The sequence below is a fragment of the Cupriavidus sp. PET2-C1 genome, assembly GCF_054515855.1.
The window spans coordinates 1,451,844-1,475,108 of record NZ_CM137259.1; the positions used below are offsets into that span (position 1 = coordinate 1,451,844).

A 23,265-nucleotide genomic window follows, 5' to 3' on the forward strand; every position below is an offset into this window, starting at 1 on the left:
GAGTCAAGAATTGAAAATCGCTAAGAACACGGTGGTATCCGTGGTGTACAAGCTGTCGGATGCGCAGGGCAATCTGATCGAGGAGTCGGATGAGCCGATGGTTTACTTGCACGGCGGATATGATGGCACGTTCCCCAAGATCGAGGAAGCGCTGGAAGGCCATGAAGCCGGCTTTGAAACCCAGTTGCAGCTCGAGCCCGAGGAAGCCTTCGGCGATTACGACGCCGATATGGTCAAGGTAGAGCCGCGCGACCGTTTCCCCGAGCCGCTGGAAGTCGGCATGCAGTTCGAAGGCGTGCCTGAAGACGGCGACGACGAAGACTCGATCATCTACACCGTGACCGACGTGGCCGAAGACAAGGTGGTGCTGGATGGCAACCACCCGCTGGCCGGCATGGCGCTGCGTTTCTGGCTGCAGGTGGCGGAAGTCCGCGAAGCCACGGGCGACGAAGTACAGCACGGCCACGCGCATGGCGCCTCGGGCATCGAAGTCGTGGACGAAGACGAGGACGACGAAGGCGACAGCAGCCGCACGCTGCACTGAGTGCGCCACGCGCGCGCACCCTCGCGGAAGGTCCCACGAATAAAGCCGGCATCGCCGGCTTTTTCTTTGTGCTTGCGGGGTTGGGCTGACGCCATTCATTCCGCCTCGGGGCCATCCTTGAGCGTGACCTCAAACAGCGACGACGACCCCGGCGTGATCACCAGTTCGGTGTACTGGCCGGGCGAGCCGCCCGGCAACACCACGCGGGAGACGTTGCGCAGCGTCTTGCCGCTGGCATCTTTCAGTGGCGTGTCGATGCCGAAGCCGCCCAGGCCGGTATGCACCAGCAGGACCTGGCCCCGGTAGCGCCCGGCCAGCTCGCGCAACTGGCGCTTGAACTCCAGGAAGCCATCGCGCGCGCGCCGGCGCAGGAAGCCATCGAACAGGGAGGGCTTGCCACGCTGCTCCCAGCCGTTGCCAAACTGCGGGTCGGCATGCATGAGCAGCACGATGCCGGGCAGGTTCTGCTGCTGCGCCAGCGAAAACGCGCGCGCCAGCCATTGGCGGTTGGCCTCGCGGCGATCCTCGAACTCGCCGTTGCGCCCGCCTTCCGAGCGATAGTGATTGTTGTCGCCCGGCAGGTTCAACCCCACCAGCATGACGCGCCCGGCGTGCCAGCGCACGTTCTCCCGATAGCTGCGAAAGGTAGCCTGTTCGGACTGCCGCATCAGCGGCAGCACCCGCTGGCCCAGCGTGGTATCGGCCGGATAGAACAGCTCGCGCAGGCGGTTCAGCCGCTCCACCGCATCGAAGCGCCCGTTGGCGGCGCGAGCGCATTCCGCCCAGTCGGTTTCGCCGGGCAGGTAGACGAGCGGCAGCGGCGACTGGTCGAGTAGCCGCTGGCGAGCGGAAAGCAGGGTGTCGCCGCAGGATTCGGTATCGCCCTTGATGCCACCCAGATGGACGACAAACTCCAGCCGGCGCGCGGCCAGGTAATCGAGCAGGCGCGCGGTGCCCGCTTCGGCGGCTGGCCACTGCGGCTGGTCGGCGATCAGGGCCACGCGTATCGTTTCGGCGGCCGGAACCGGAGCCGAAGCCCGCGCACGGTTCGCGGCCTGGCCCGGCAGCGCCAGCAACACGCCAAGCATGGCCAGTCCGGCCAGGCGCAGCCAGCGCTGACGCACGATCCCGGTTGGCCTCATGCGGTGGCTACGGCATCCTTGGCGAGCGCGCGCAGCCGATAGAGCGCGTCGAGTGCGTCGCGCGGCGTCAGGCTGTCCGGGTCGAGCTCGGCCACCGCGTCCAGCAAGGCGGCCTGCTGCACGGAGATCGCATTGACCGGCTGGCCATTGCCTACGGTCCCGTCCTCGCCTTCGCCTTGTTCCAGGTAGTCGTCGTCATCGTCCGGGGGCGAGGGTGGCGCGGCGAACAGGTCCAGCTGCGGCGTGGGCGTGGCATCCGCCGACTGTTGCTCCAGCCAGGCCAGGTGCTTGCGCGCGGCGCGGATCACCGGCTGCGGCACGCCCGCCAGCTGCGCCACCTGCAGGCCGTAGCTCTGGCTGGCAGGCCCATCCTGCACGGCATGCAGGAAGACGATGCCATCGCCATGCTCGACCGCGGACAGGTGGACATTGGCCGCCTGCGTGAACTCCTGCGGCAGTTGCGTCAGCTCGAAATAATGGGTGGCAAACAGTGTATGGCTGCGGTTGTGCGCCAGCAGGTGACGCGCGATCGCCCACGCCAGCGCGAGGCCGTCGAAGGTCGACGTGCCGCGGCCGATCTCGTCCATCAGCACCAGGCTGGCCGGCGTGGCGTTATGCAGGATGCTGGCGGCCTCGGTCATTTCCACCATGAAGGTGGAGCGCCCGCCCGCGAGGTCGTCGGCAGCGCCGATGCGGGTGAAGATGCGGTCGATCGGGCCAATCACCGCGCGCCGCGCCGGTACATAGGCGCCCACGCAAGCCAGCAGCACGATCAGCGCGGTCTGGCGCATGAAGGTCGATTTGCCGCCCATGTTCGGGCCGGTGATCAGCAGCAGCTTGCGCGCCTCCGTCAACTGGCAATCATTGGCGATGAACGGCACGGATTCCGCGGCGAGCTGGCCTTCCACGACCGGATGGCGGCCCTGGGTCAGGTCGATCACGTTCTCCGCGACGCGCTCGGGCTGGGTCCAGTCCAGCGTCTGCGCGCGCTCGGCCAGCGCCGCGAGGACGTCCAGGCGGGCCAGCGCGCCGGCGACCCGCTGCAACTCGCCGATATGCGGCAGCAACTGCTGGAGCAGCGCGTCGTACAGCTGCTTCTCGCGCACCAGCGCGCGGTCCTGCGCGGACAGGGCCTTGTCCTCGAAGACCTTGAGCTCGGGCGTGATGTAGCGCTCGGCGTTCTTCAGCGTCTGGCGGCGGCGGTAGTCGTCGGGGACCTTGTCGGCCTGGCCGTTGGTCACCTCGATATAGAAGCCATGCACGCGGTTGTATTCCACGCGCAGGTTGGCGATGCCGGTGCGGGTGCGCTCGCGGGCTTCCAGGTCGACCAGGAACTGGCCGCAGTTCTCCGAGATATCGCGCAGCTCATCGAGCGTGGCATCGTAGCCACGGGCGATCACGCCGCCGTCGCGGATCACGGTGGCCGGCTCCGGCGCCACCGCGCTGGCCAGCAGGGCATGGCATTCCCAGGGCACCGCCAGCTCCGTCAGCGTCTGGTTGAGCAACGGCGCGGCGTCGTCAGCGCGCAGGCAGGCCTGCACGTCGGGCAAGGCGGTCAGCGTGTCGCGCAGCGAGGACAGGTCGCGCGGACGCGCATTCATCAGGGCCAGGCGCGCGGTAATGCGCTCCACGTCGGACAGCCGGCGCAGCGCCGCGCGCAGCGCATCGGTGCCCTGGCCGATCAGCGCGCCGATGGCCTGCTGGCGCGCCTGCGGGATGGCGCTGTCGCGCAGCGGATGGTGCAGCCAGTGGCGCAGCAGGCGGCTGCCCATGGCAGTCGCGCAGGTGTCCAGCAGCGAGAACAGGGTCGGCGACTCGCCACCGCGCAGGGTCTCGGTCAGTTCCAGGTTGCGCCGCGTGGCAGTGTCCAGGCCGACGAATTCGGATTCGCGCTCGACGGTCACGCCCTTCACGTGGCGCAGCGATTGCCCCTGGGTGGAGGCCGCGTAGTTCAGCAGCGCGCCGGCGGCGCCGAGCGCCGCGCCCAGACCGGCACAGCCAAACGGATCCAGGCTGGCCACGCCGAGCTGCTCGCGCAGGCGGCGGGTGCCGGCTTCCTGGTCGAAATGCCACTCCGGCAGCCGGGTGCGCGCGCACTCCAGCGCAGGCAGCGCGATGCCATCGGCATACAGCAGCTCCGCCGGGCGGATCCGCTCCAGTTCGCGGCCGAGTTGCGCCACCTCGCACTCCATCAGGCGCAGCTCGCCGCTAGCCAGGTTGAGCCAGGCCAGCCCGGTCTTGCTCACGCCGCGGCGCGTGGTTTGCTGGTGCACCGCCATCAGGTAGGTATCGACCTTGTCCGGCAGCAGTGCCGCGTCGGTCAGCGTGCCCGGCGTGACGATGCGCACCACCTTGCGCTCCACCGGCCCCTTGCTGGTGGCCGGGTCGCCGATCTGCTCGCAGATCGCCACCGATTCCCCCAGCTTGACCAGCCGGGCGAGGTATTGGTCCACCGAATGGAAGGGGATCCCGGCCATGCGGATTGGCACGCCGTTGGAGCTGCCGCGCGACGTCAAGGTGATGTCGAGCAGGCGCGAAGCCTTTTCGGCATCGTCGTGGAAGAGCTCGTAGAAGTCGCCCATCCGGTAGAACAGCAAGGTGTCCGGATGGTCGGCTTTCAGGCCGAGGTACTGCGCCATCATGGGCGTGTGCTTTTCCGCGCTGCCGGCCTTGGGCTCGGTCTTGGCGGACTGTCGGGGTTCTACGGACATGCAATCCTCTCGGGCGGCTTTGGCGAAGCCGCCTGTTTTCGGGTACTCCGGCGGCCCGCGGGCCTGGCGCGGCGTGCGCGGCACAGGCACCGTGGATGGGCGGGCGCGGATAAAACCGGCATTTTACTGCGAGCCGGGCCCCGAAGGGGGCGAGAAGGGGCAAGAAGGGGTCAGAAGGATGGAGGATTGGGGGATGGGGCGGAAAGGACCGGGCAAGCTGCCAAGACAGCCTTTGCCGCGTCGCGGGTTGTGCTGTGCCCAGGCGTCCTCGTAGGAGCCATGCGCTGCGCCGCGGCCCGTTCGGCCGTGGACGGCGTTTACAAAAAAAATATGCAGGCATCCGTCTCTTTACAGCATCTTTGCGGGATCCGAACTTATATGGAATCGAGATGGTCAGCGCGATACGAGATACGAGATACGCGCCGGCAGAGAAACGATCGAGGATCGAGACAACGGAAGGGGTTCGACATGCTGAGAGTTCTGGTACCCGTCAACGGCTCCGTGCACGCGCTGGATGCGGTGCGTCATGCTGCCTTCATGTTCCGGGACCGCTGTGTGTCCGAGGTGGTCCTGCTCAATGTCCAGCCACCGCTGGAATTTGGGCGTGCCTCGGCCTTCCACTCACTGGCCGCGTTGCGCAAGCTGGAGGAGGCGAGCGGCGAGGCCGCGCTGCGCGATGCACGCAGCATCCTGGACGACGCCGGGGCCAGCTATGTCGCGCAGATCAAGGTGGGCGACGTGGCGCAGACCATCGCGCAGGCCGCAGCGGCGAACGACTGCGATGCCATCGTGATGGGCACGGCCGGGCGCACGGCGGTTGGCGCGCTGCTGGCGGGCAGGCTGACCAACAAGCTGATACGCATGTCGCGCGTGCCGGTGACGCTGGTCAAGTAGGCCGCGCCATCACGCTACTTTCATTGGCAGCAGCACCATCTGCTTGCCTTGCAGGTGTAGGCGCTCCTGCAACTCGCCGGGTGTCTGGTTATGCAGCCAGGCCGTGAGGAAATTGACGTGCTGGAAGATCAGCTTGCTGGCAAAGCAGACGCTGTTCGGGTACTCGGCCGTCACCGCATCGACCAGCGTCATGAACTCGCGCACCGGGTTCGTGCCGAATGCCGCGCGCGAATCGGCCGCCAGGCCGTGGCGCTGGCAATTGGCGACGTAATAACGCAGTGACTCACCAATCGTCTGTTGAAGGCGGTGCAGCGTTTCCTGGCCCTCGTAGCTCTGCGCATCGACCTCTCCCACGGCCAGGAAGATCATGTTCTTGAAGTGTCCGGGAAACAGGCGCTCGACCCACAGCAGCGCATGCATGCTGGCGCCGCGATGTTTGCCCACCAGGACGATCGCGGTGGGCAGGCTGGGGTCGAGGGGCCGCACGCGGCTCGCATCGACCAGCGGCGGGCTGCCGGCGAAGAGGGCATCCGCCCGGGCCAGCTCGGCGCGGGTTGTCGCGTAGTGCCGCTTGATGAAGACGCACAGCGCAACCACCAGGCCCGTTACCAGCACGGTCAGCCAGCCGCCAGCGGTGAATTTCTCCACCAGCGTGATCACCAGGACCGTGGCGGTGACCGACAAGCCCAGCAGGGACAGGGCGAAGCGCACGATCCAGCGCGGCTCGCCGCGATGGCGCCACCAGTAGATGCACAGGCCGAGCAAGGAGAGGCTGAAGGTCAGGAAGACATTGATGCTGTACAGCACCACCAGCACCGCGACCTGGCCGTGCGTCCACAACAGGATCAGCAAGCTGGCCAGGCCCATGACGATGACGCCGTTCTGCCGCACCAGCCGGGCGGAGAGATCGCGGAAATGCCGCGGCACCCAGTAGTCCGCCGCCATGTTCGACAGCACCGCCGGGCCGTCCAGGAAGCCGGTCTGCGCGCCCACCAGCAGCAGCCCGGCCTCGGAGGCGAGCAGCGCTGCGAGCAGCGCTTGACGGGACCATGCCGAGCCAAAGCCAAGATGATCGATGACGCGGTCGAAGACCACGGCGTTCAGCGTTTTGCCTTCCACCGGCGCTGCGTTCCACAGCATATACAGCAGGATGATGCCGCCCGCCGTGAAGGCCAGCGAGGTCGCCATGTAGAACATCGTCCACTTGCCGTTCGGCACCCGCGGCTCGGCCAGCATGTTCACGTTGTTCGAGACCGCCTCCAGCCCGGTGTAGGTACCACCACCCAGCGAGAACGCGCGCATCAGCAGCGCCGCCACCACCACCGGCCCCATCGCCTGCGACATGCCGGAGGCCTCGCCAATGGCATTGGGCACGACCGCGCCGAGATGGTCGCCGTGCGCGGCAACGCCATAGACGATCAGCCCGAGATGCAATATCACGAAGGCCAGGAAGATGGGCATCAGCACCAGGATCGATTCCTTCATGCCGCGGAAATTGAGCCCGGTCATCATGATCACGATCACCAGTTCGGTGGCCAGCTTGAAGGCTTGGGCCCCTACCGGCAGCAGGCTGAAGAAGGCGTCGACACCACTGGCCAGCGACGTCGCGACGGTCAGCACGTAATCGACCAGCAACGCCGCGCCCGACACCAGGCCAGGACGCGGTCCCAGCAAGGCCGTGGCCACGCGGTAGCCGCCGCCGCCGGTGGGGAACAGCTCGATGACCTGGTTGTAGCCGACCGCGATGATGAATACCGTGCTGGCGGTGGCCAGGGCAAGGAAGAGTGCCAGCGGCGTATGGGTGCCAAGCGCCAGGAATGCCTCTTCGGGCCCATAGCACGAAGAGGAAAGCCCGTCGGCGCCTAATCCCACCCAGGCCAGCACCGGCACCACGGCGATCGCGTGGCGGGTTTCCGGGGCGAGCGGATCGAGCGGTTTGCCGGCCAGGTGCCTCCACCACTTCGACAATGCCGCCATGTTCGCCACCCTGGACGCGATTGCGGCGCGGCGCACGAAAGCGCGGCGCTGGAAATTGCAGCTTGCGGCGCCGCTGCCTGCGCGCCAGCACCGGGAGCTCGGCACTCCCATGGAAGTAATGTAGGCGGCAAGCAGGCCGATTCGCAAGAACGGGTTCAATGCCGCGCTACGACGCCGGCTCGCGCAGCAGCGCGTCGATCACCTGTGCCAGCCGCGCGATCAGCCCGTCGATGGCGCCGGGCGGCACGCCGGCGTAGCCGAACACGAAGCCGTTGTACTGCGCCAGCGGCGTGCCGGGCAAGCGGTAGGCGCTCAGCGGCCGCACGATCAGTCCCTGCGCGCGGGCCGCGCGGGTGACCACGGTGTCGGCAAGCGGCAGTTCCAGGCGCGCGGACAAGTGCATGCCGCCAGCGCTGGCCGATACCGTCACGCTGCCGCGCAGGTGGCGCGCCAGCGCCGCCTCCAGGGCGTCGCGGCGCTGCCCGTAGCGCTGGCGCATGCGGCGCAGGTGGCGGGCGAACTGGCCGCTGTCGATAAATTCCGCCAGCGCGATCTGCTCGGCCACGTGGCCGCGGCGGGAGATTTCGCCAAGCGTGCCGGCGATGGTCGCGGCCAGGTAGCGCGGCACCACCATGAAGCCCAGGCGCAGCGCCGGGAACATGGTCTTGCTGAACGTGCCCAGGTAGATCACTGGCGCATCCTCGCTCAGCCCCTGCACGGCCGAGAGCGGCACGCCGCCGCGGCGGAACTCGCTGTCGTAGTCGTCCTCGACGATCCAGGCGCCGGCGGCGCGGGCATCGTCGATGAGCTTGAGGCGCCGTTCCAGGCTGAGAATGGAGCCTAGTGGATACTGATGCGATGGCGTGATGTAGATCAGCCGGGGCGGCGCGTCGCGCCACTGCTCCGGGCGGGGTGCCAGCCCGTCCGCATCCACCGCCACGGGCTCGAGCACGAGGCCGGCCGACTGGAAGGCGGCCCGCGCGCCGCCGTAGCCGGGATTCTCGATCCAGGCCGTGTCGCCAGCATCGGCCAGGATATGCGCGCACAGGTCCAGGCTGGTCTGCGTGCCGTCGGTGATGAAGACCTGGTCCATGTCGCAGCGCACCCCGCGCGAGACCTTCAGGTACTCGGCGATGGCGTGGCGTAGCGCGGGCTGCCCCTCGACCTTGCCGTAGCCCAGATGGCGGGGGCCGAGCTGGCGCCAGGCGCGTTCGATGCAGCGCCGCCACGCGGCCAGCGGAAAGCCATCCAGGTCGGGCACGCCGGGCACGAACGGCAACAGGTCGTACATGCCGTCGACATCGTGCGGCAGCCCGCGCACGCGGCGTGACAACGCGGCGACGCGCTTGACCGCCCCCCCGCTGTGACCGGTCTGCACCAGGCCCACGCGCGCCACCGTGGTGCCGTGCCGCGTCGGCACCACGAAGCCTTCCGCCGCCAGGCTTTCGTAGGCGTAAATCACCGAGTTGCGTGCCATGCCGAGCTCCGCCGCCAGCGTGCGCGTGGCGATCAGCTGGCTGCCCTGGGCGATTCGCCCGTCGAGGATGGCGCCGCGCAGGCACTCGTACAAGAGCCGCTGCTGGGTGAGCTTGCGGCCATCGAGCTGGCGCGTGAAGGTTGTGACCAGCAGGCCGTAGTCCATGTTGTCGCTTCCGTGGTTCTTGTAGTTTCCGTGGTTCTAAAAATAGTGCCGTGGCTGGGTCTAGCCATGGTGCCACGAAATCCCTATCTTGGCTGCATCGCCGTGACGCAACGAGATTGCCGCGCGGCACCCACAACCCCACACCCCCCAGGACAAGGAGCCACCATGAGCCAGAAACCCATGCCGCCGAGCGAACGTACCCGCGTGCGGCGCGTTGCCGATCGCGGCCACTACGATCGCGTGACGCTGCATGCGATCCTCGACGATGCCTACCTGTGCCACCTGGCCTTCACCGACGATCACGGCACCCACTGCATTCCCACCGCGTGCTGGCGCGAGGGCGAGCACCTCTACATCCATGGCTCCAACGGCAGCCGCATGCTGAAGCTGGCCGCGACAGGCAGCCAGGTCTGCGTAACCGTGACGCACCTCGACGGCCTGGTGATGGCGCGCTCCGCGTTTCATCACTCGATGAACTACCGCTCGGCGGTGATCTACGGCAGTTTTGAAGTGGTGGCTGGCGCAGCGAAGGCAGCGGCAATGGATGCCTTCCTGGAGCGCATTGCAGCGGGGCGTTCGGGCGAAGCAAGGCCAGGGGATGCCAATGAGCTGGCGGCGACCACGGTGCTGCGCATCGGGCTGGAGGAGGCCGCCACCAAGATCCGCAGCGGCGGGCCCAAGGATGACGAGGCCGATATGGCGCAGCCGGTGTGGGCGGGCGTGCTGCCGCTGCGCCTCCAGGGGCAGCGGCCGGTGCCGGATGGCATTCAGCCCAGCGTGCCGGACTATGTGCGAAGCTGGGGGCAGGGTGTCGGTGCCGAGGCGATGGCAGAGCCGGCCGGCGAGACGATGCCGGGCAGGGCGGTCGCGGTGGATGCTTGATCCGGCAGCACGCCATGGCTATCCCAGCGCTTTCACGTCGCGACGCCATCGCGCTGCGGCTTACCTGGCGCTGACCACGGTGAACCGCGCATTGCCGGCCATGGCGACGTCGCTCGGCTTGCTGGGGGTGCCGGTGTTTGGCAGCTTGTGCTCGGCCCTGGTGCCGGGCGAACCGCTTGGGTGGCCGCTGCTGGGCGCGATGGCGATGATCGTGGGCGGCGTGGCGCTCGGCATATGGCATCCTGCCGGGGCGCCGCCGCGCCCGCCGCGCCCGTCGCGCTGAGCGCGGCCAGGCGGCCGCGCTGCGTTGTTGCCGGGATCCTTAGCGGGCCGGCTTGGCGTTGTCCACCGAGAACGGCGACAGCAGGCGCACCATCTGCGCAAACGCCTTGGGGTTGCCGGCCAGCACTTCGCCTTGTTCGAGCTGGCGCGCTTCGCCGGCGTAGTTGCCCACCAGGCCGCCGGCCTCGGTCACCAGCAGCATGCCGGCGGCCATGTCCCACGGATGCAGGCCTTGCTCGAAGAATCCATCGGTGCGGCCGCAGGCCACGTAGGCCAGATCGAGCGCCGCGGCACCCGGGCGGCGCAGGCCGGCGCAGCTTTGCGTCATCAGCGCGAACAGTTCCATGTACTGGTCCAGGCCTTCCATGTCGCGGTAGGGGAAGCCGGTGCCGATCAGGCAGTCGGCCAGCTTGTCGCGGCGCGACACGCGGATGCGGCGGTTGTTCAGGAACGCGCCGGCGCCCTTGCTGGCTGTGAAGAGTTCGTCACGCGACGGGTCGTAGACGACGGCTTGTGCCGGCACGCCCTTGTGCAGTTGGGCGATCGAGACCGCATACTGGGGAAAACCGTGGATGAAGTTGGTGGTGCCGTCGAGCGGGTCGATGACCCAGACGTATTCGCTGGTGGGTTCTTCGCCCTCGGCCCAGGACTGGCCAGACTCTTCCGCTAGAATGGCGTGATCCGGGTAGGCCGTGCGGATGATCTCGACGATCGCGGCCTCGGCGGCGCGGTCGACTTCGGTGACGAAATCGTTGTGCTGCTTGCGGGAGACCTGAACCCGGTCGACGTCCATCGACGCGCGGTTGATGACGGAACCTGCCTTGCGGGCTGCCTTGACGGCAATATTTAGCATCGGATGCATGAATCTCTCCAGGCCGGCCAAGGGTGCGCGGCCTGGCGCAAAAGGCCGGCGCGCTGCCCTTTGGGGCGGCTGACAACACAACGGATTGTAGAAGAACGGGCGCGTCGCTACCGCATAAAACGGGCGGCGCACCGAAGATGAAGCGTGAATTGTATATGAACCCGCAGAACCAGACGAGCGCCGACGCCAACGGCGCCCCAGCCGCAGCCCCCGCCACCCAGACCGGCCCGGACCTCGATCCGCCATCTGGCGCGCCTTGCCAGGCGGTTTCCGCTATCGCTCCGGAGGCTGCAGCCGATGCTGCCCTGATGGCCCCCGCTGCGTTCGCCGCGGTGCGTTTCGTGCTGGTCGAGACCAGCCATCCCGGCAATGTCGGCGCCGTCGCGCGGGCCATGAAGACCATGGGCTTCGGCGCCCTGCCGGGCAGTCTGGTGCTGGTTTCGCCACGTGAGCCGGCGGTGCGCGAGCATCCGGATGCCATCGCCATGGCCAGCGGCGCCGACGACGTACTGGCAGGCGCGGTGATCGTCGACAACATCGAGGCCGCGCTGGCCGGTACCGCCTATGCAGTGGCACTCACCGCGCGCCAGCGCGAGTTCGGGCCGCCCCGTTTGCTGCCGCGCGACGCGGTGGCGCAGGCCGGCGCCCGCATTGCCGCCCTGCAAGCCACCCCGCAAGGAGCGGAAGCCGCCGGCGCCCACATTGCCTTCGTGTTCGGTAATGAGCGCTTTGGCCTGCCCAACGAGGTGGTCGACCGCTGCTCGGCGGTCACCCACATTCCCGCCAATCCCGCCTACACCTCGCTCAATCTTGCCCAGGCCGTGCAACTGGTGGCCTACGAGATGCGCCTGGCGCTGCTGGAGGTGAGGGCGACGCCGCTCGCCGAGATCGGCTATGCTGGCGAACCGGCCACGGCCGAGCAGATCGAGGCCATGTTCGGCCATCTGCAGTCGGGGCTGGAAGCCATCGGCTTCCTGGATCCGGCCAGCCCGAAGAAGCTGATGCCGCGCTTGCGCCGGCTGCTCGCGCGCAGCGGGCTGGAGCGCGAGGAAGTCAATATCCTGCGGGGCATTGCCAAGCACATGCTGGCAGCCGCGCAAGGCCAAGGCGCCCGGGTGCCAACCAAACAGGAGAAGTGAGCAGGTGGAGATTCCGGCCTACTACATGCGTGGCGGCACCAGCAAAGGAGTCTTCTTCCTGGCTGACGACTTGCCCGCCGATCCGGGCGGCCGCGATGCCGTGCTGCTGCGCGTGATCGGCTCGCCCGATCCGCATGGCCGGCTGAGCGATGGCATGGGTGGCGCCACCGCCAGCACCAGCCATGTCGTGCTGGTGCGCCCCTCGCAGCGTCCCGGTTGCGATGTGGACTGCCTGTTCGGCGCGGTGGTCATGGGCGAGCCGCGGATCGACTGGGCCGGCAATGGCGGCGAGCTGCTGGCGGCGGCAGCGCCGTTCGCGGTCTGGCGCGGCTTCGTGCCAGCGCGCGACAGCGTCACCACCGTGCGCATCTGGCTGCCGAACGCGGGCCAGGCCGTCGTTGCCCGCGTGCCTTGCCGCAATGGCCATCCGCTCGAGGATGGCGATTTTGCCGAGGACGGCCTGCCGCTCGCGGCGGCCGGGATCGTACTCGACTACCTTGCGCCGGCTAGTGGGTCGTTGCCTTTGCGCCCCACCAGCGCGCGCCGCCTGATGACCGGCCTGGTGCACGTGCCCGAGCGATGTTGATGGCGGGCGCTGCCCGTCCCGCGGATCCGGCATGTCCAACATGTACCGCGGGGCGGCCAGCGTCATTGCAGCCAATGTCCATGGCGGCAGCAGGGCAGCAAATCTCTTACACTCCCTGATCCCGTTTTCACCGGCCAATGACCATGCCGGCGATCGCGCCAGCCCTGACCCAGGGCGCGCGGCGCACGGCGTGGCAACACGACACGATCAAGATGTTCACTCGCCTGAAGGAAGATATCGACGCCATCATGCGGCGCGACCCCGCCGCACGTAGCCGTCTGGAGGTGCTGACCTGCTATCCCGGCTTTCACGCCGTGGTGTTCCATCGCTTCGCGCACGGCTGCTGGAATGCAGGGTTTCACTGGCTGGGCCGCTGGATCTCGCACTGGGCCCGCTTTTTCACCGGTATCGAGATCCACCCTGGCGCCAAGGTGGGGCGGCGCGTGTTCATTGACCACGGCATGGGCGTGGTGGTGGGCGAGACCGCCGAGATCGGCGACGACTGCACCATCTACCAAGGCGTGACCCTGGGCGGGACCTCGCTCTACAAGGGGGTAAAGCGCCATCCCACGCTAGGTGCGAACGTGGTGGTGAGCGCCGGGGCCAAGGTGCTCGGCGGCTACACCATCGGCGACGGCGCGCGCATCGGCTCCAACGCCGTGGTGCTCAAGCCGGTGCCGCCGGGCGCCACCGCGGTCGGCATCCCGGCGCGCATCATCCTGCCGGACGCACCCAGCGGGCAGCAGGGCGCCAAGCAGGAGTTCTCGGCCTATGGCATCACGCCGAACGCGGACGACCCGGTCTCGCTGGCGCTCAAGAGCCTGATCGACAACGCGGCGCAGCAGCACGAGCGGCTGGAGACCGTGATGGCCGCGCTGGATCGCCTGGGCGAGCATCTCGAGAACACGCCGAACGACCGCTTCGACGCGAGCGAACTGCGCAAGTTGATGAAGTAGGTTGGTGAAGCAGGTTGGTGAGGCAGGTCGATGAAGCGCAGAGGGGGATCCGGCGTCAGCTGACTTGTGGCAGCACGCTGAATCCGCCCGCGTCGAGTTGCAGCACGGCGGCGCGCGGCCGCTTGCCGTCGAGGTCCCAGTCGGTCAGCACCCAGCGCACGCCTTCCGGGCTCTCGTGCCGGGCGGGGCGGTGCGTATGGCCGTGCACCAGGGCCGGCGCCTGGCTGGCGCGCAATAGCGCGGCCACGGCTTGCGGCGTGGTGTCGCCGTAGTCTGGCGGTGCGTCGCGGCGAGCCTGCGTGCGGCCCGCTTCGCTATCGGCGCGCAGGCGGCGCGCCACGCGCAGCCGCACCGCCAACGGCAGCGACAGGAATACCCGCTGCACCCAGCGCTTGCGGGTCCAGTGGCGAAACCGCATATAGCGCTCATCGTCGGTGCACAGCATGTCGCCATGGCTGAGCACCACGCGCTGGCCGGCGCAGTCGATCACGGTGGGGTCGGGCAGCAAGGTGGCGCCCGCGGCGCGCGCAAAGCGCTGCCCCAGCAGGAAGTCGCGGTTGCCGTGCATCAGGTAGACCTGGACGCCGCGTTCGGCAAGCTGGCGCAGCCTGGCGGCCACCTGCGCCGCGAAGGGGCTATCGGTTTCTTCGTCGCCAACCCAGAATTCGAAAAAATCACCCAGGATGAACAGGGCGCGCGCCTCTTGCGCCGCACGTTCGAGCACGTGCTCGAAGGAGGCCAGCGTGCGCGGCATGCCGGGGGTGAGATGCAGGTCGGAAATGAACCACGCCGGCGCTGGCACCGCGAGGGCGCCGGCGGCCGGCGTGGATGGGGTCACAGTCATGCGGTTGGAAAGAGAAGCTGGCCTGACGTCATGGTGCGACCCCGCGGGGCTCGGTGGAACGTGTCCCGGTGATGGCCCGTGGCTTATTCGACCACCACGGCCTTTTCGATGACCACGTCTTCGAGCGGCACGTCCTGGTGGAAGCCAGCGCTGCCGGTACGCACGCCCTTGATCTTCTCGACCACGTCGGTGCCGTCGGTCACCTTGCCGAACACGGCGTAGCCGAAGCCTTGCGGGGTCGGCGAGGTGAAGTTCAGGAAGTCATTGTCGACCGCGTTGATGAAGAACTGCGCGGTGGCCGAGTGCGGTGCGTTGGTACGCGCCATGGCAACCGTGTAGCGATCGTTCTTCAGGCCGTTGCCGGCTTCGTTCTCGATCGGGGCATCGGTGCCCTTTTGCTTCATGCCGGGTTCGAAGCCGCCGCCCTGGATCATGAAGTTCTTGATCACGCGGTGAAAAATGGTGTTGTCGTAGTGACCCTTGCGCACATACGACAGGAAGTTTTCAACCGACTTCGGTGCCTTTTCAGCGTCGAGTTCGATGGTGATGACACCCTGGTTGGTGTGGAGCTCTACCTTGGACATTTGCGTTCCTTTGTTCGGTGTTTGTTCGGCGGTTATTTGACGACAGTAGCCGACTCGATCACGATCGGCGTGGCCGGCACATTACGCATCGGGCCATACGAGGTGGTGGGCGCGTTCTTCATCTTGTCGACGGTATCCATGCCTTCCACCACCTTGCCGAACACGGCATAGCCGTTACCGTCCGGCGATGGATAGTCGAGACTGGAATTATCCACCACATTGATGAAGAACTGGGCGGTGGCGGAGTTCGGATCGCTGGTGCGCGCCATGGCCACCGTGCCGGCCTTGTTCTTCAGCCCGTTCTGGGCTTCCAGCGGGATCGCCGCGCGCGTGGGCTTTTGCTTCATGTCGCGGTCGAAGCCACCGCCTTGCACCATGAAGCCGTTGATCACGCGGTGGAAGATGGTGCCGCTATAGAAGCCGCTCTTCACGTACTCCATGAAGTTCGCGACAGTCTTGGGCGCGGCGTCCGGATAGACCTCGAGCGTGAACTTGCCGGCGCTGGTGACGAACTGCACCCGTTCGGTTTTCGTCTGCTGTGCCTGAGCGGCCAGCGGCGAGAGCGCCATCGCGGCGGCGGCGATGCCGGCAAGGACTAGGCGACGCGAAAAGATCATGCTTGACTCCGTGGATCGGGGAAACGATAGGGCAGGGTGGCGGCCCGGCCCGTTGGGCAAGGTAGTTAAGGCTTGGGCGCTGCGGCCGGCGCGCTGGCAGCCGCGCCTGGCTTGCTGGTGCCGCCGGCCGGCGGCTGGGTGGCCGCGGCAGGCTGCAATTGCTTGAGGCTGGCAGCGGTGCCCGCATCCTTGGGATTGCGCCGCAGTGCATTGCGGTAGGCATTCTCGGCCAGGCGGCGGTAGACGTCGCCAAGGTTGGCATAGCCCACGGCGAAATCGGGTTTGACATCGATCGCGATCAGCAATTCCGCTTCGGCGCGCTTCAAGTCCCCACGCTTGGCGTACAGCAGCGCCAGGTTGTTGTGCGGCTCGGGCAACTCAGGGAAGTCCTGGGCCATGGATTGCAATGCCGCGATGGCCTCGTCCTCCCGCCCGGCCTGGGCCAGGGCCCATGCACGCTCGAAGCGCGCCTGGGCATTGCGCGGGTTGGTGGCCAGCACGCGGTCGAAGCGGTCGATGGCCTCGCCATACTGCTTGCGCGCCGCCGCCTTCTCGGCGTCGGCCATGCCAGGGTCGGCCGAGCGCACGCCGCCTGGCGTCGTGGCCGGCACCGCGAGCGATAGCGGACCGTTCTGCGCGCGCGCAGGCCCCGCTACGGCAAGAAGGCCGGCCAGGATCGCCGCCAGGGCGAATGAGGCGGCCGCAATGCGTTGGCGCGCGGGCTGGGATGACACGGTTGCTATGGTGGGCAGGAACAGGCTCATGTATGGGCGGTCCGTTATACTCCGCGGCATTCTAGCAAAGCGCGGCCATGCCGGCCCGGGTATCGGCGCGCCGGCCTGCGCTGGCCAGGCCCGCGCCGGCTTGTCCGTGGTGCGGTGCAAGGCGGGCGACGACCTGCCGCGCCCGGGCGCTTCCGGTAAGATATGGGTCGCGCCAGGCTTTGCGTTGGCGCAAGTTGCCGGTCTCGCGAATGGCGCGACAATGGCGCCAATCCCTCATCCATTCACCTCGTTTCATGCATCCTCTGAATATCTACAACACGCTCGCGCGTGAAAAGCAGCCTTTCGTGCCAATCGAACCCGGCCGTGTACGCATGTATGTCTGCGGCATGACGGTGTACGACTATTGTCACGTCGGCCATGCGCGCGTGATGGTGGTATTCGACATGGTGCAGCGCTGGCTGCGCACCGCCGGCTACGATGTGACGTATGTACAGAACATCACAGACATCGATGACAAGATCATTCGCCGCGCCGCGGAGAATGGCGAGACCATCGGCGCGCTGACCGACCGCTTCATCCGCTACATGCACGAAGACGCCGATGCGCTCGGCATCCAGCGCCCGGACCATGAGCCGCGCGCCACCGACTACGTGCCGCAGATGCTCGACATCATCAGCAAGCTCGAAGCCCGCGGCCTGGCCTACCACGCCAGCGATGGCGACGTGAACTATGCCGTGCGCAAGTTTCCCAACTACGGCCGCCTGTCGGGCAAGTCGCTGGAGGACCTGCGCGCCGGCGAGCGCGTGGCCACCAACGAAGCCAAGCACGATCCGCTCGACTTCGTCCTGTGGAAGTCCGCCAAGGAAAGCGAGCCCGCCGAAAGCAAGTGGGATTCCAAGTGGGGCTCGGGCCGCCCGGGCTGGCATATCGAGTGCTCGGCGATGAGCTGCGCCTTGCTGGGCGAGCATTTCGACATCCACGGCGGTGGCGCCGACCTGCAGTTCCCGCACCACGAGAACGAGATCGCGCAGTCCGAGGGCGCGAGCGGCAAGACATTCGTCAACCTGTGGATGCACAACGGCTTCGTGCGCATCAACGACGAGAAGATGTCGAAGTCGCTCGGCAACTTCTTCACCATCCGTGACGTGCTCAAGGAGTACGACGCCGAGGTGGTGCGCTTCTTCATCCTGCGCGCGCACTACCGCAGCCCGCTGCACTACAGCAATGTCCACCTGGAAGACGCCCGTCACTCGCTGACGCGCCTGTACACGGCGCTAAAGGACGTGCAGCCCGATGGCCTGCCGCTGGACTGGGAAGAGGCGCATGCGCGGCGCTTTATCGACGCCATGGGCGACGACTTCAATACGCCGATCGCCATGGCCGTGCTGTTCGACCTGGCCGGCGAAGTCAATCGCACCGGCTCCAGCGCGATGGCGCGCCAGCTCAAGGGCTTGGCCGCCACGCTGGGCCTGCTGGAGCGTGACGCCCATGCGTTCCTGCAAGGCGGCAAGCCGGCCGATGGGCTGGAGCCGGAGCAGATCGAGGGGTTGATCGCGGCGCGCAAGCAGGCCAAGGCCGACCGCAATTTTGCCGAAGCCGACCGCATCCGTGCCGAACTGCTGGCGGGCGGCGTGGTTCTCGAAGACAAGCCCGGCGGTGCTACCGAGTGGAGGCGCGCTTGAACGCTGCCGTGCGCAAGACGGCGACGCCCGCGGCGCCGTCCAAGACTGCTGCGACCACCAAGGCCAAGCCCGCGGCCAAGCCGCTGGCGCCCGCGAAACTGCCTGCAAAGCCGCTGAAGGCAAGCCCGGCGGCGAAAGTCGCCAAGCCTGTGAAAGCGGCCGCCAAGGCCGCCGGCAAGTCAGCTGGCCCGGTGCTCAAGGCGGACGGCAAGCCCGCCCTCAAGACCGGCGCGCGCGCGGCCAAGGCGCCCGTGCTGCCGGAAGCCGAGGCGCTGCCCCTGCCGGTCGAAACGGTGGTGGATGCCGTGCGGCCGGCTTACTGGGACGAGGCCTGCGCCGACCTGATGAAGCGCGACCGCATCCTGCGCAAGATGATCCCCACCTACGGCCCCGCGCACCTGATCTCGCGCGGCGACCCGTTCATCACGCTGGCCCGCTCCGTGGTCGGGCAACAGATCTCGGTCAAGGCCGCGCAGACGGTGTGGGAGCGGCTGGTGGCGGTCTGTCCCAAGCTCACGCCGGCGCAGATGCTCAAGGCGGGGCACGATAACCTGGCCGCCTGCGGCCTGTCGCGCCGCAAGGCGGAATACATCGTCGACCTTGCCGAGCATTTCAAGGCAGGGCGCGTCCATGTGAACAGCTGGACCGAGATGGATGACGAAGCCGTCATCGCGGAACTGACGCAGATCCGCGGCATTGGCCGCTGGACCGCCGAAATGTTCCTGATGTTCAACCTGATGCGGCCCAATGTGCTGCCGCTCGATGACGTCGGCCTGATCAACGCCATCTCGGCAAATTACTTCAGTGGCGAGCCCGTCACGCGCAGCGAGGCGCGCGAGGTCGCGGCCAACTGGGAGCCCTGGCGCACCGTCGCCACCTGGTATATGTGGCGCAGTCTTGATCCCCTGCCTGTGACGTATTAGGCTGGAAGGCAGCAAAATTTGCATGGAAGTGCGCGAGACTGCATCCGCAGACTTGCGGTTTAGTGGGCGAATTCCGGTAGAATGCGCTCCTTCACAGACAGGTACGCGAGTCTCATGAAAACCACCTTCCTAGATTTTGAGCAGCCGATTGCCGAACTCGAGGCAAAGATCGAAGAACTGCGATTTGTGCAGGACGATTCGGCTGTCGATATCTCCGAAGAGATTTCGCGGCTGGCCGGCAAGAGCCAGCAGCTTACCAAGGACATCTACGCCAACCTGACCCCATGGCAGGTGGCACAGATCGCCCGGCACCCGCAGCGTCCTTACACGCTGGACTATGTGCGGGAGATCTTCACCGATTTCCACGAACTGCACGGCGACCGCGCCTTTGCCGACGATCTGTCGATCGTGGGCGGCCTGGCCCGCTTCAACGGGCAGGCGTGCATGGTGATGGGCCACCAGAAGGGCCGCGACACCAAGGAGCGCGCGCTGCGCAACTTCGGCATGTCCAAGCCCGAGGGCTATCGCAAGGCCAAGCGCCTGATGGAACTCGCCGACAAGTTCGGCCTGCCGATCTTCACCTTCGTCGACACCCCGGGTGCATTCCCCGGCATCGACGCCGAAGAGCGCGGACAGTCCGAAGCCATCGGCCACAATCTTTACGTCATGGCCGGCCTCAAGGTGCCCCTGATCGCCACCATCATCGGTGAGGGCGGCTCGGGCGGCGCACTGGCGATTGCCGTGGGCGACGTGGTGCAGATGCTGCAGTTCGCCACCTACGCCGTGATCTCGCCGGAAGGCTGCGCGTCGATCCTGTGGAAGACCGCCGAAAAGGCGCCGGAAGCTGCCGAAGCCCTCGGCCTGACCGCGCACCGCCTCAAGGCGCTCAGCCTGATCGACAAGATCGTCAGCGAGCCGCTGGGTGGCGCGCACCGCGACGTCAAGGGCATGGCAGCCATGCTCAAGCGTTCGCTGGCGGATTCGCTGCGCCAGTTCCAGGGCATGAGCGTGAAGGAGCTGCAGGCGCGCCGTCATGAGCGTCTGCTGGCCTATGGCAAGTTCAAGGAAACCGGCGCACCGGGCTGACCCGTCCGCCGGCTTGACCGACAAGGTCGCACAGGCGCTTCAGGCCGGTGCGGCCTTTGTTGTTTCTGGCGACGGCGCACGGGCAGGCACGGTGGCGGTGGCACTCTCCGGCGGACGCGATTCGGTCGCGCTGCTGCACGCGCTGCGTGCGGCGGTGGTGGCGTCGTCGCTGCCGCTGCGTGTGGTGGCGCTGCATGTGCATCATGGCCTGCAGGCCGAGGCGGACCAGTGGGACGTGTTCTGCGCGACGCTGTGCGCCGACTGGCAACTGCCGTTTTACAGCCAGCGTGTCTCGGTCAGCCAGGGGCAGGGCGAAGGGCTGGAGGCGGCGGCGCGCCGCGCGCGCTACGCGGCGCTCGAATCCATGTGCGACGAGGCAGGGGCAGAGTTGCTGCTGTTTGCCCATCACCTGGACGACCAGGTCGAGACCGTGCTGTTGCGCTTGTTTCGCGGCGCCGGGCTGGCCGGGCTTGGCGGCATGCCGCGCCTGCGCAGGCTTGGGGCAAGGCAGCAGATCGTCTTGCTGCGTCCGTGGCTCGAGGTCGGCCGCGACGAGATCGATGCGTACTGCGCCGTGAACGCGCTCCCCTGGATCGACGATCCTTCCAATGACGATTCCCGATTCGCCCGCAACGCGCTGAGGCAGCACATGCCCGCGCTGGCCGCGGCGTTTCCCGCGTTGCGCGCCAATGTGGCGCAAGCCGCCGCGCACCTGGCGCAGGCCGGCGAATTGCTCGATGCGCTGGCCACGCAATGGATGGCGGGGCTGGTGCGCACGCCGCGCGATGCCAGCACGCTGGCGGAACTCGATCTTGCTGGGTTGCGCGCGCTGCCGCCGGCCGAGGCCGACGCCGTGCTGCGCCTGTGGCTGCGCGAGCTTGGCACGCAGGCCCCGTCCACCGCGCGGCTGGCCGCCATGCGCGCGCAACTGATCGAGCATGAAGGCGGCGAGCCCGCCATCCAGCACGAGACGCTGATGCTGCATCGCTTCCGGGGGCGCGTGCTGGCCCGGCGCGCGGGACCAGCCATCGAGTCTGAAGACCTGGCGCTGCACTGGCAGGGCGAGGCCCGCGTGGCCGTGCCTGCGTGGCACGGCGAGCTGCGCTTTACGCGCGACGATACCTTCGGCCTGCCGGAGGCAGCGCTGCGCCGGCCCCTGCGCCTTGCCGCGCGCCAAGGCGGCGAGCGCATCGTGCTGCGCCCGGGCGGGCCCGCGCGCGCGCTCAAGCAGGCCTACCAGGAGGCTGGCGTGCCGATGGCACGGCGCGCGCGGCTGCCGCTGCTGTGGTCGGGCGATCAGCTCGTGTTCGCGGCGGGCCTGGGCATGCACCGGCGCTGGCCGGATGCGCCGGCCGCGCCGCGCTGGCGTGTCGAATGGGTCGAGTGGGTCGAGCCGGTTGGATCGCCCGGGCAGGGCGCAGCCATCGAATAAGCCGCGGCAAGCTGCGTTCCGCCCGCAATATTCCTCGCGCGCCACTTGCCGTGGCCGTCGTCCGAGCCGCCCACACCTTGCCTTGGTGCTCCCCTTCGTGTATTTTCAAGGGTTTGCACAATCGCTGGTGTCGACAAACAGATGGCTCTCATCGTTCACAAATACGGTGGCACTTCGATGGGTTCTCCGGAACGCATCAAGAATGTCGCCAAGCGCGTTGCCAAATGGCATCGTGCAGGTCACCGCGTAGTCGTGGTGCCTTCGGCCATGTCAGGCGAAACCAATCGCTTGCTTGGCCTTGCCAAGGAAATTTCGGCGCAGCCGAGCCCGCGCGAGCTGGATATGCTGGCCGCCACCGGCGAGCAAGCCAGTTCCGCGTTGCTCGCGATTGCGCTGCAAAGCGAGGGCGTCGACGCGATCAGCTACACCGGCTGGCAAGTGCCGGTGAAGACCGACTCGTCCCACACCAAGGCCCGCATCGAGTCCATCGATGACGAGCGCATCCTGGCCGATCTCGACGCCGGGCGCGTGGTGGTGGTCACGGGCTTCCAGGGCATCGACGACAACGGCAACATCACCACGCTTGGCCGCGGTGGTTCCGACACCTCGGCCGTGGCGATCGCCGCCGCCATCGAGGCTGAGGAATGCCTGATCTACACCGACGTGGACGGGGTCTACACCACCGATCCGCGCGTGGTCGAAGACGCTCGCCGCCTGGACCAGATCACCTTCGAGGAAATGCTGGAAATGGCCAGCCTGGGCTCCAAGGTGCTGCAGATCCGTTCGGTGGAATTCGCCGGCAAGTACCGCGTGAAGACCCGCGTGCTGTCGTCGCTCACCGACCCCCTGATGCCCCTCGAGCAAGAAATGCACTCGGGCACGCTGATCACTTTTGAGGAAAATTCTGAAATGGAAGCAGCCGTCATCTCCGGCATCGCCTTTGCCCGTGACGAGGCGAAGATCACCGTCCTGGGCGTGCCCGACAAGCCCGGCATCGCATACCAGATCCTGGGCCCGGTAGCCGACGCCAACATCGACGTCGACATGATCATCCAGAACCAGTCCGTCGACGGCAAGACCGACTTCACCTTCACCGTGCCGCGCGGCGAATACCAGCGCGCGCTTGCCATCCTCAACGACGGCGTGAAGGCACATATCGGCGCCGCCAGCGTATCGGGCGACCCGAAGGTGTCGAAGGTCTCGGTAGTCGGCGTGGGCATGCGCTCGCACGTCGGCATCGCCAGCAAGATGTTCCGCACGCTGTCCGAAGAAGGCATCAACATCCAGATGATCTCCACCTCGGAAATCAAGATCTCGGTGCTGATCGACGAGAAGTACATGGAGCTCGCCGTGCGCGCGCTGCATAAGGTGTTCGAGCTGGATCAGGCGTGATCCATGCAAGGCAGGCTGCTTGCGGCCTGCGCTTCTAACGGGCTGTGCAAGTTTTTTAAATTAGTCATCGAATCACCGTTGACCAATTGAAATTGGCCCGATAGAATACGCGCTTCGTTGTGTGGCCTCCCTCACACAACGGCAGATTTGGGAGACGTGGCCGAGAGGTCGAAGGCACTCCCCTGCTAAGGGAGCATCCGGGCCAAAACCTGGATCGAGGGTTCGAATCCCTCCGTCTCCGCCACTACATCGTATTGGCGGCGGAACCCCGGAAGATTGCGGTCTTCCGGGGTTTTGTTTTTTGGGGCGGGGTTCAGGCGGTACACTATGCCGCGCAGGTGTTACACCGGTACCTGTGAGAAC

General features: G+C 67.1%; 22 protein-coding genes and 1 tRNA gene. 14 read left to right on the plus strand and 9 right to left on the minus strand.

Annotated elements, in window-relative coordinates; all coding sequences use genetic code 11:
- The first annotated feature begins 10 nt into the window (after nucleotides 1-10).
- Nucleotides 11-544, plus strand: coding sequence for an FKBP-type peptidyl-prolyl cis-trans isomerase (locus ACX12D_RS06645; protein WP_043344946.1), 534 nt, complete (start codon nucleotides 11-13; stop codon nucleotides 542-544).
- 95 nt (nucleotides 545-639) lie between these two features.
- Here the strand turns inward: ACX12D_RS06645 and ACX12D_RS06650 are convergent, their stop codons facing one another.
- Nucleotides 640-1,686, minus strand: a complete 1,047-nt coding sequence (locus tag ACX12D_RS06650; RefSeq protein ID WP_459373363.1) for a hypothetical protein — start codon at nucleotides 1,684-1,686, stop codon at nucleotides 640-642.
- Nucleotides 1,683-4,397, minus strand: coding sequence for a DNA mismatch repair protein MutS (mutS, locus tag ACX12D_RS06655; protein WP_459373364.1), 2,715 nt, complete (start codon nucleotides 4,395-4,397; stop codon nucleotides 1,683-1,685). Before mutS ends, ACX12D_RS06650 begins: the two co-directional genes overlap by 4 nt.
- 468 nt (nucleotides 4,398-4,865) lie before the next feature.
- Between mutS and ACX12D_RS06660 the strand changes: the two genes are divergently transcribed.
- Complete coding sequence (locus ACX12D_RS06660; protein WP_459373365.1) at nucleotides 4,866-5,291, plus strand: universal stress protein; 426 nt, start codon at nucleotides 4,866-4,868, stop codon at nucleotides 5,289-5,291.
- A gap of 9 nt (nucleotides 5,292-5,300) precedes the next feature.
- Here the strand turns inward: ACX12D_RS06660 and ACX12D_RS06665 are convergent, their stop codons facing one another.
- Nucleotides 5,301-7,268 (minus strand): APC family permease, encoded by a 1,968-nt coding sequence (locus ACX12D_RS06665; RefSeq protein ID WP_459373366.1) that lies wholly within the window; start codon nucleotides 7,266-7,268, stop codon nucleotides 5,301-5,303.
- Between ACX12D_RS06665 and ACX12D_RS06670 the strand changes: the two genes are divergently transcribed.
- Entirely contained in the window at nucleotides 7,267-7,392 is a 126-nt protein-coding gene (locus ACX12D_RS06670; RefSeq protein WP_459373367.1) for a hypothetical protein, read from the plus strand. The two genes, ACX12D_RS06665 and ACX12D_RS06670, sit on opposite strands and share 2 nt — an antisense overlap.
- A gap of 42 nt (nucleotides 7,393-7,434) precedes the next feature.
- Here ACX12D_RS06670 and pdxR read toward each other — a convergent pair whose 3' ends face one another.
- A complete protein-coding gene (pdxR, locus tag ACX12D_RS06675) occupies nucleotides 7,435-8,910 on the minus strand; it encodes a MocR-like pyridoxine biosynthesis transcription factor PdxR (protein ID WP_459373368.1) in 1,476 nt (491 codons plus the stop codon).
- 165 nt (nucleotides 8,911-9,075) lie between these two features.
- On the opposite strand from pdxR, the gene ACX12D_RS06680 reads away from it, so the two are divergent.
- On the plus strand, nucleotides 9,076-9,792 hold the full coding sequence (locus tag ACX12D_RS06680; protein ID WP_459373369.1) for a pyridoxamine 5'-phosphate oxidase family protein: 717 nt from the start codon (nucleotides 9,076-9,078) through the stop codon (nucleotides 9,790-9,792).
- Complete coding sequence (locus tag ACX12D_RS06685; protein ID WP_459373370.1) at nucleotides 9,785-10,075, plus strand: hypothetical protein; 291 nt, start codon at nucleotides 9,785-9,787, stop codon at nucleotides 10,073-10,075. The genes ACX12D_RS06680 and ACX12D_RS06685 overlap by 8 nt, the downstream gene beginning before the upstream one ends.
- Nucleotides 10,076-10,114: 39 nt before the next feature.
- On the opposite strand, the gene ACX12D_RS06690 is transcribed toward ACX12D_RS06685, so the two are convergent.
- Nucleotides 10,115-10,936, minus strand: coding sequence for an inositol monophosphatase family protein (locus ACX12D_RS06690; RefSeq protein WP_441633731.1), 822 nt, complete (start codon nucleotides 10,934-10,936; stop codon nucleotides 10,115-10,117).
- 308 nt (nucleotides 10,937-11,244) lie between these two features.
- Here ACX12D_RS06690 and ACX12D_RS06695 point away from each other — a divergent pair, with 308 nt between their 5' ends.
- The 3 genes from ACX12D_RS06695 (at nucleotide 11,245) to cysE (ending at nucleotide 13,617) form a co-directional block, all read left to right on the plus strand.
- Nucleotides 11,245-12,075: an RNA methyltransferase gene (locus ACX12D_RS06695; RefSeq protein ID WP_459373952.1), complete on the plus strand. Its 831-nt coding sequence runs from the start codon at nucleotides 11,245-11,247 to the stop codon at nucleotides 12,073-12,075.
- A 4-nt stretch (nucleotides 12,076-12,079) separates the two neighbouring features.
- Nucleotides 12,080-12,661, plus strand: coding sequence for a PrpF domain-containing protein (locus tag ACX12D_RS06700; protein WP_459373371.1), 582 nt, complete (start codon nucleotides 12,080-12,082; stop codon nucleotides 12,659-12,661).
- Between the two features lie 212 nt (nucleotides 12,662-12,873).
- Nucleotides 12,874-13,617 carry a serine O-acetyltransferase gene (gene cysE, locus ACX12D_RS06705; protein WP_441633768.1) on the plus strand — a complete coding sequence of 248 codons (744 nt, stop codon included), beginning with the start codon at nucleotides 12,874-12,876 and terminating at the stop codon, nucleotides 13,615-13,617.
- A 55-nt stretch (nucleotides 13,618-13,672) separates the two neighbouring features.
- Here cysE and ACX12D_RS06710 read toward each other — a convergent pair whose 3' ends face one another.
- The 4 genes from ACX12D_RS06710 to ACX12D_RS06725 all read right to left on the minus strand — a co-directional run bounded on the left by ACX12D_RS06710 (nucleotide 13,673) and on the right by ACX12D_RS06725 (nucleotide 16,426).
- Nucleotides 13,673-14,461: a UDP-2,3-diacylglucosamine diphosphatase gene (locus ACX12D_RS06710; protein ID WP_441633735.1), complete on the minus strand. Its 789-nt coding sequence runs from the start codon at nucleotides 14,459-14,461 to the stop codon at nucleotides 13,673-13,675.
- A gap of 83 nt (nucleotides 14,462-14,544) precedes the next feature.
- Nucleotides 14,545-15,045: a peptidylprolyl isomerase gene (locus tag ACX12D_RS06715; RefSeq protein ID WP_150983882.1), complete on the minus strand. Its 501-nt coding sequence runs from the start codon at nucleotides 15,043-15,045 to the stop codon at nucleotides 14,545-14,547.
- A gap of 32 nt (nucleotides 15,046-15,077) precedes the next feature.
- The gene (locus ACX12D_RS06720) at nucleotides 15,078-15,662 is read right to left on the minus strand and encodes a peptidylprolyl isomerase (protein ID WP_006163145.1); all 585 of its coding nucleotides are present in this window, start codon (nucleotides 15,660-15,662) and stop codon (nucleotides 15,078-15,080) included.
- A 65-nt stretch (nucleotides 15,663-15,727) separates the two neighbouring features.
- On the minus strand, nucleotides 15,728-16,426 hold the full coding sequence (locus ACX12D_RS06725; RefSeq protein ID WP_459373372.1) for a tetratricopeptide repeat protein: 699 nt from the start codon (nucleotides 16,424-16,426) through the stop codon (nucleotides 15,728-15,730).
- Nucleotides 16,427-16,680: 254 nt separating this feature from the next.
- On the opposite strand from ACX12D_RS06725, the gene cysS reads away from it, so the two are divergent.
- The 6 genes from cysS (at nucleotide 16,681) to ACX12D_RS06755 (ending at nucleotide 23,146) form a co-directional block, all read left to right on the plus strand.
- Nucleotides 16,681-18,069: a cysteine--tRNA ligase gene (cysS, locus tag ACX12D_RS06730; RefSeq protein WP_459373373.1), complete on the plus strand. Its 1,389-nt coding sequence runs from the start codon at nucleotides 16,681-16,683 to the stop codon at nucleotides 18,067-18,069.
- Nucleotides 18,054-18,992, plus strand: a complete 939-nt coding sequence (locus ACX12D_RS06735; RefSeq protein ID WP_459373374.1) for a DNA-3-methyladenine glycosylase family protein — start codon at nucleotides 18,054-18,056, stop codon at nucleotides 18,990-18,992. The genes cysS and ACX12D_RS06735 overlap by 16 nt, the downstream gene beginning before the upstream one ends.
- A gap of 114 nt (nucleotides 18,993-19,106) precedes the next feature.
- A complete protein-coding gene (locus ACX12D_RS06740; RefSeq protein ID WP_006163150.1) occupies nucleotides 19,107-20,078 on the plus strand; it encodes an acetyl-CoA carboxylase carboxyltransferase subunit alpha in 972 nt (323 codons plus the stop codon).
- The gene (gene tilS / locus ACX12D_RS06745; RefSeq protein WP_459373375.1) at nucleotides 20,044-21,510 is read left to right on the plus strand and encodes a tRNA lysidine(34) synthetase TilS; all 1,467 of its coding nucleotides are present in this window, start codon (nucleotides 20,044-20,046) and stop codon (nucleotides 21,508-21,510) included. Before ACX12D_RS06740 ends, tilS begins: the two co-directional genes overlap by 35 nt.
- Nucleotides 21,511-21,651: 141 nt before the next feature.
- A complete protein-coding gene (locus ACX12D_RS06750; RefSeq protein WP_174422792.1) occupies nucleotides 21,652-22,902 on the plus strand; it encodes an aspartate kinase in 1,251 nt (416 codons plus the stop codon).
- Between the two features lie 150 nt (nucleotides 22,903-23,052).
- Nucleotides 23,053-23,146 (plus strand) — tRNA-Ser (locus ACX12D_RS06755).
- Nucleotides 23,147-23,265 lie beyond the last annotated feature (119 nt).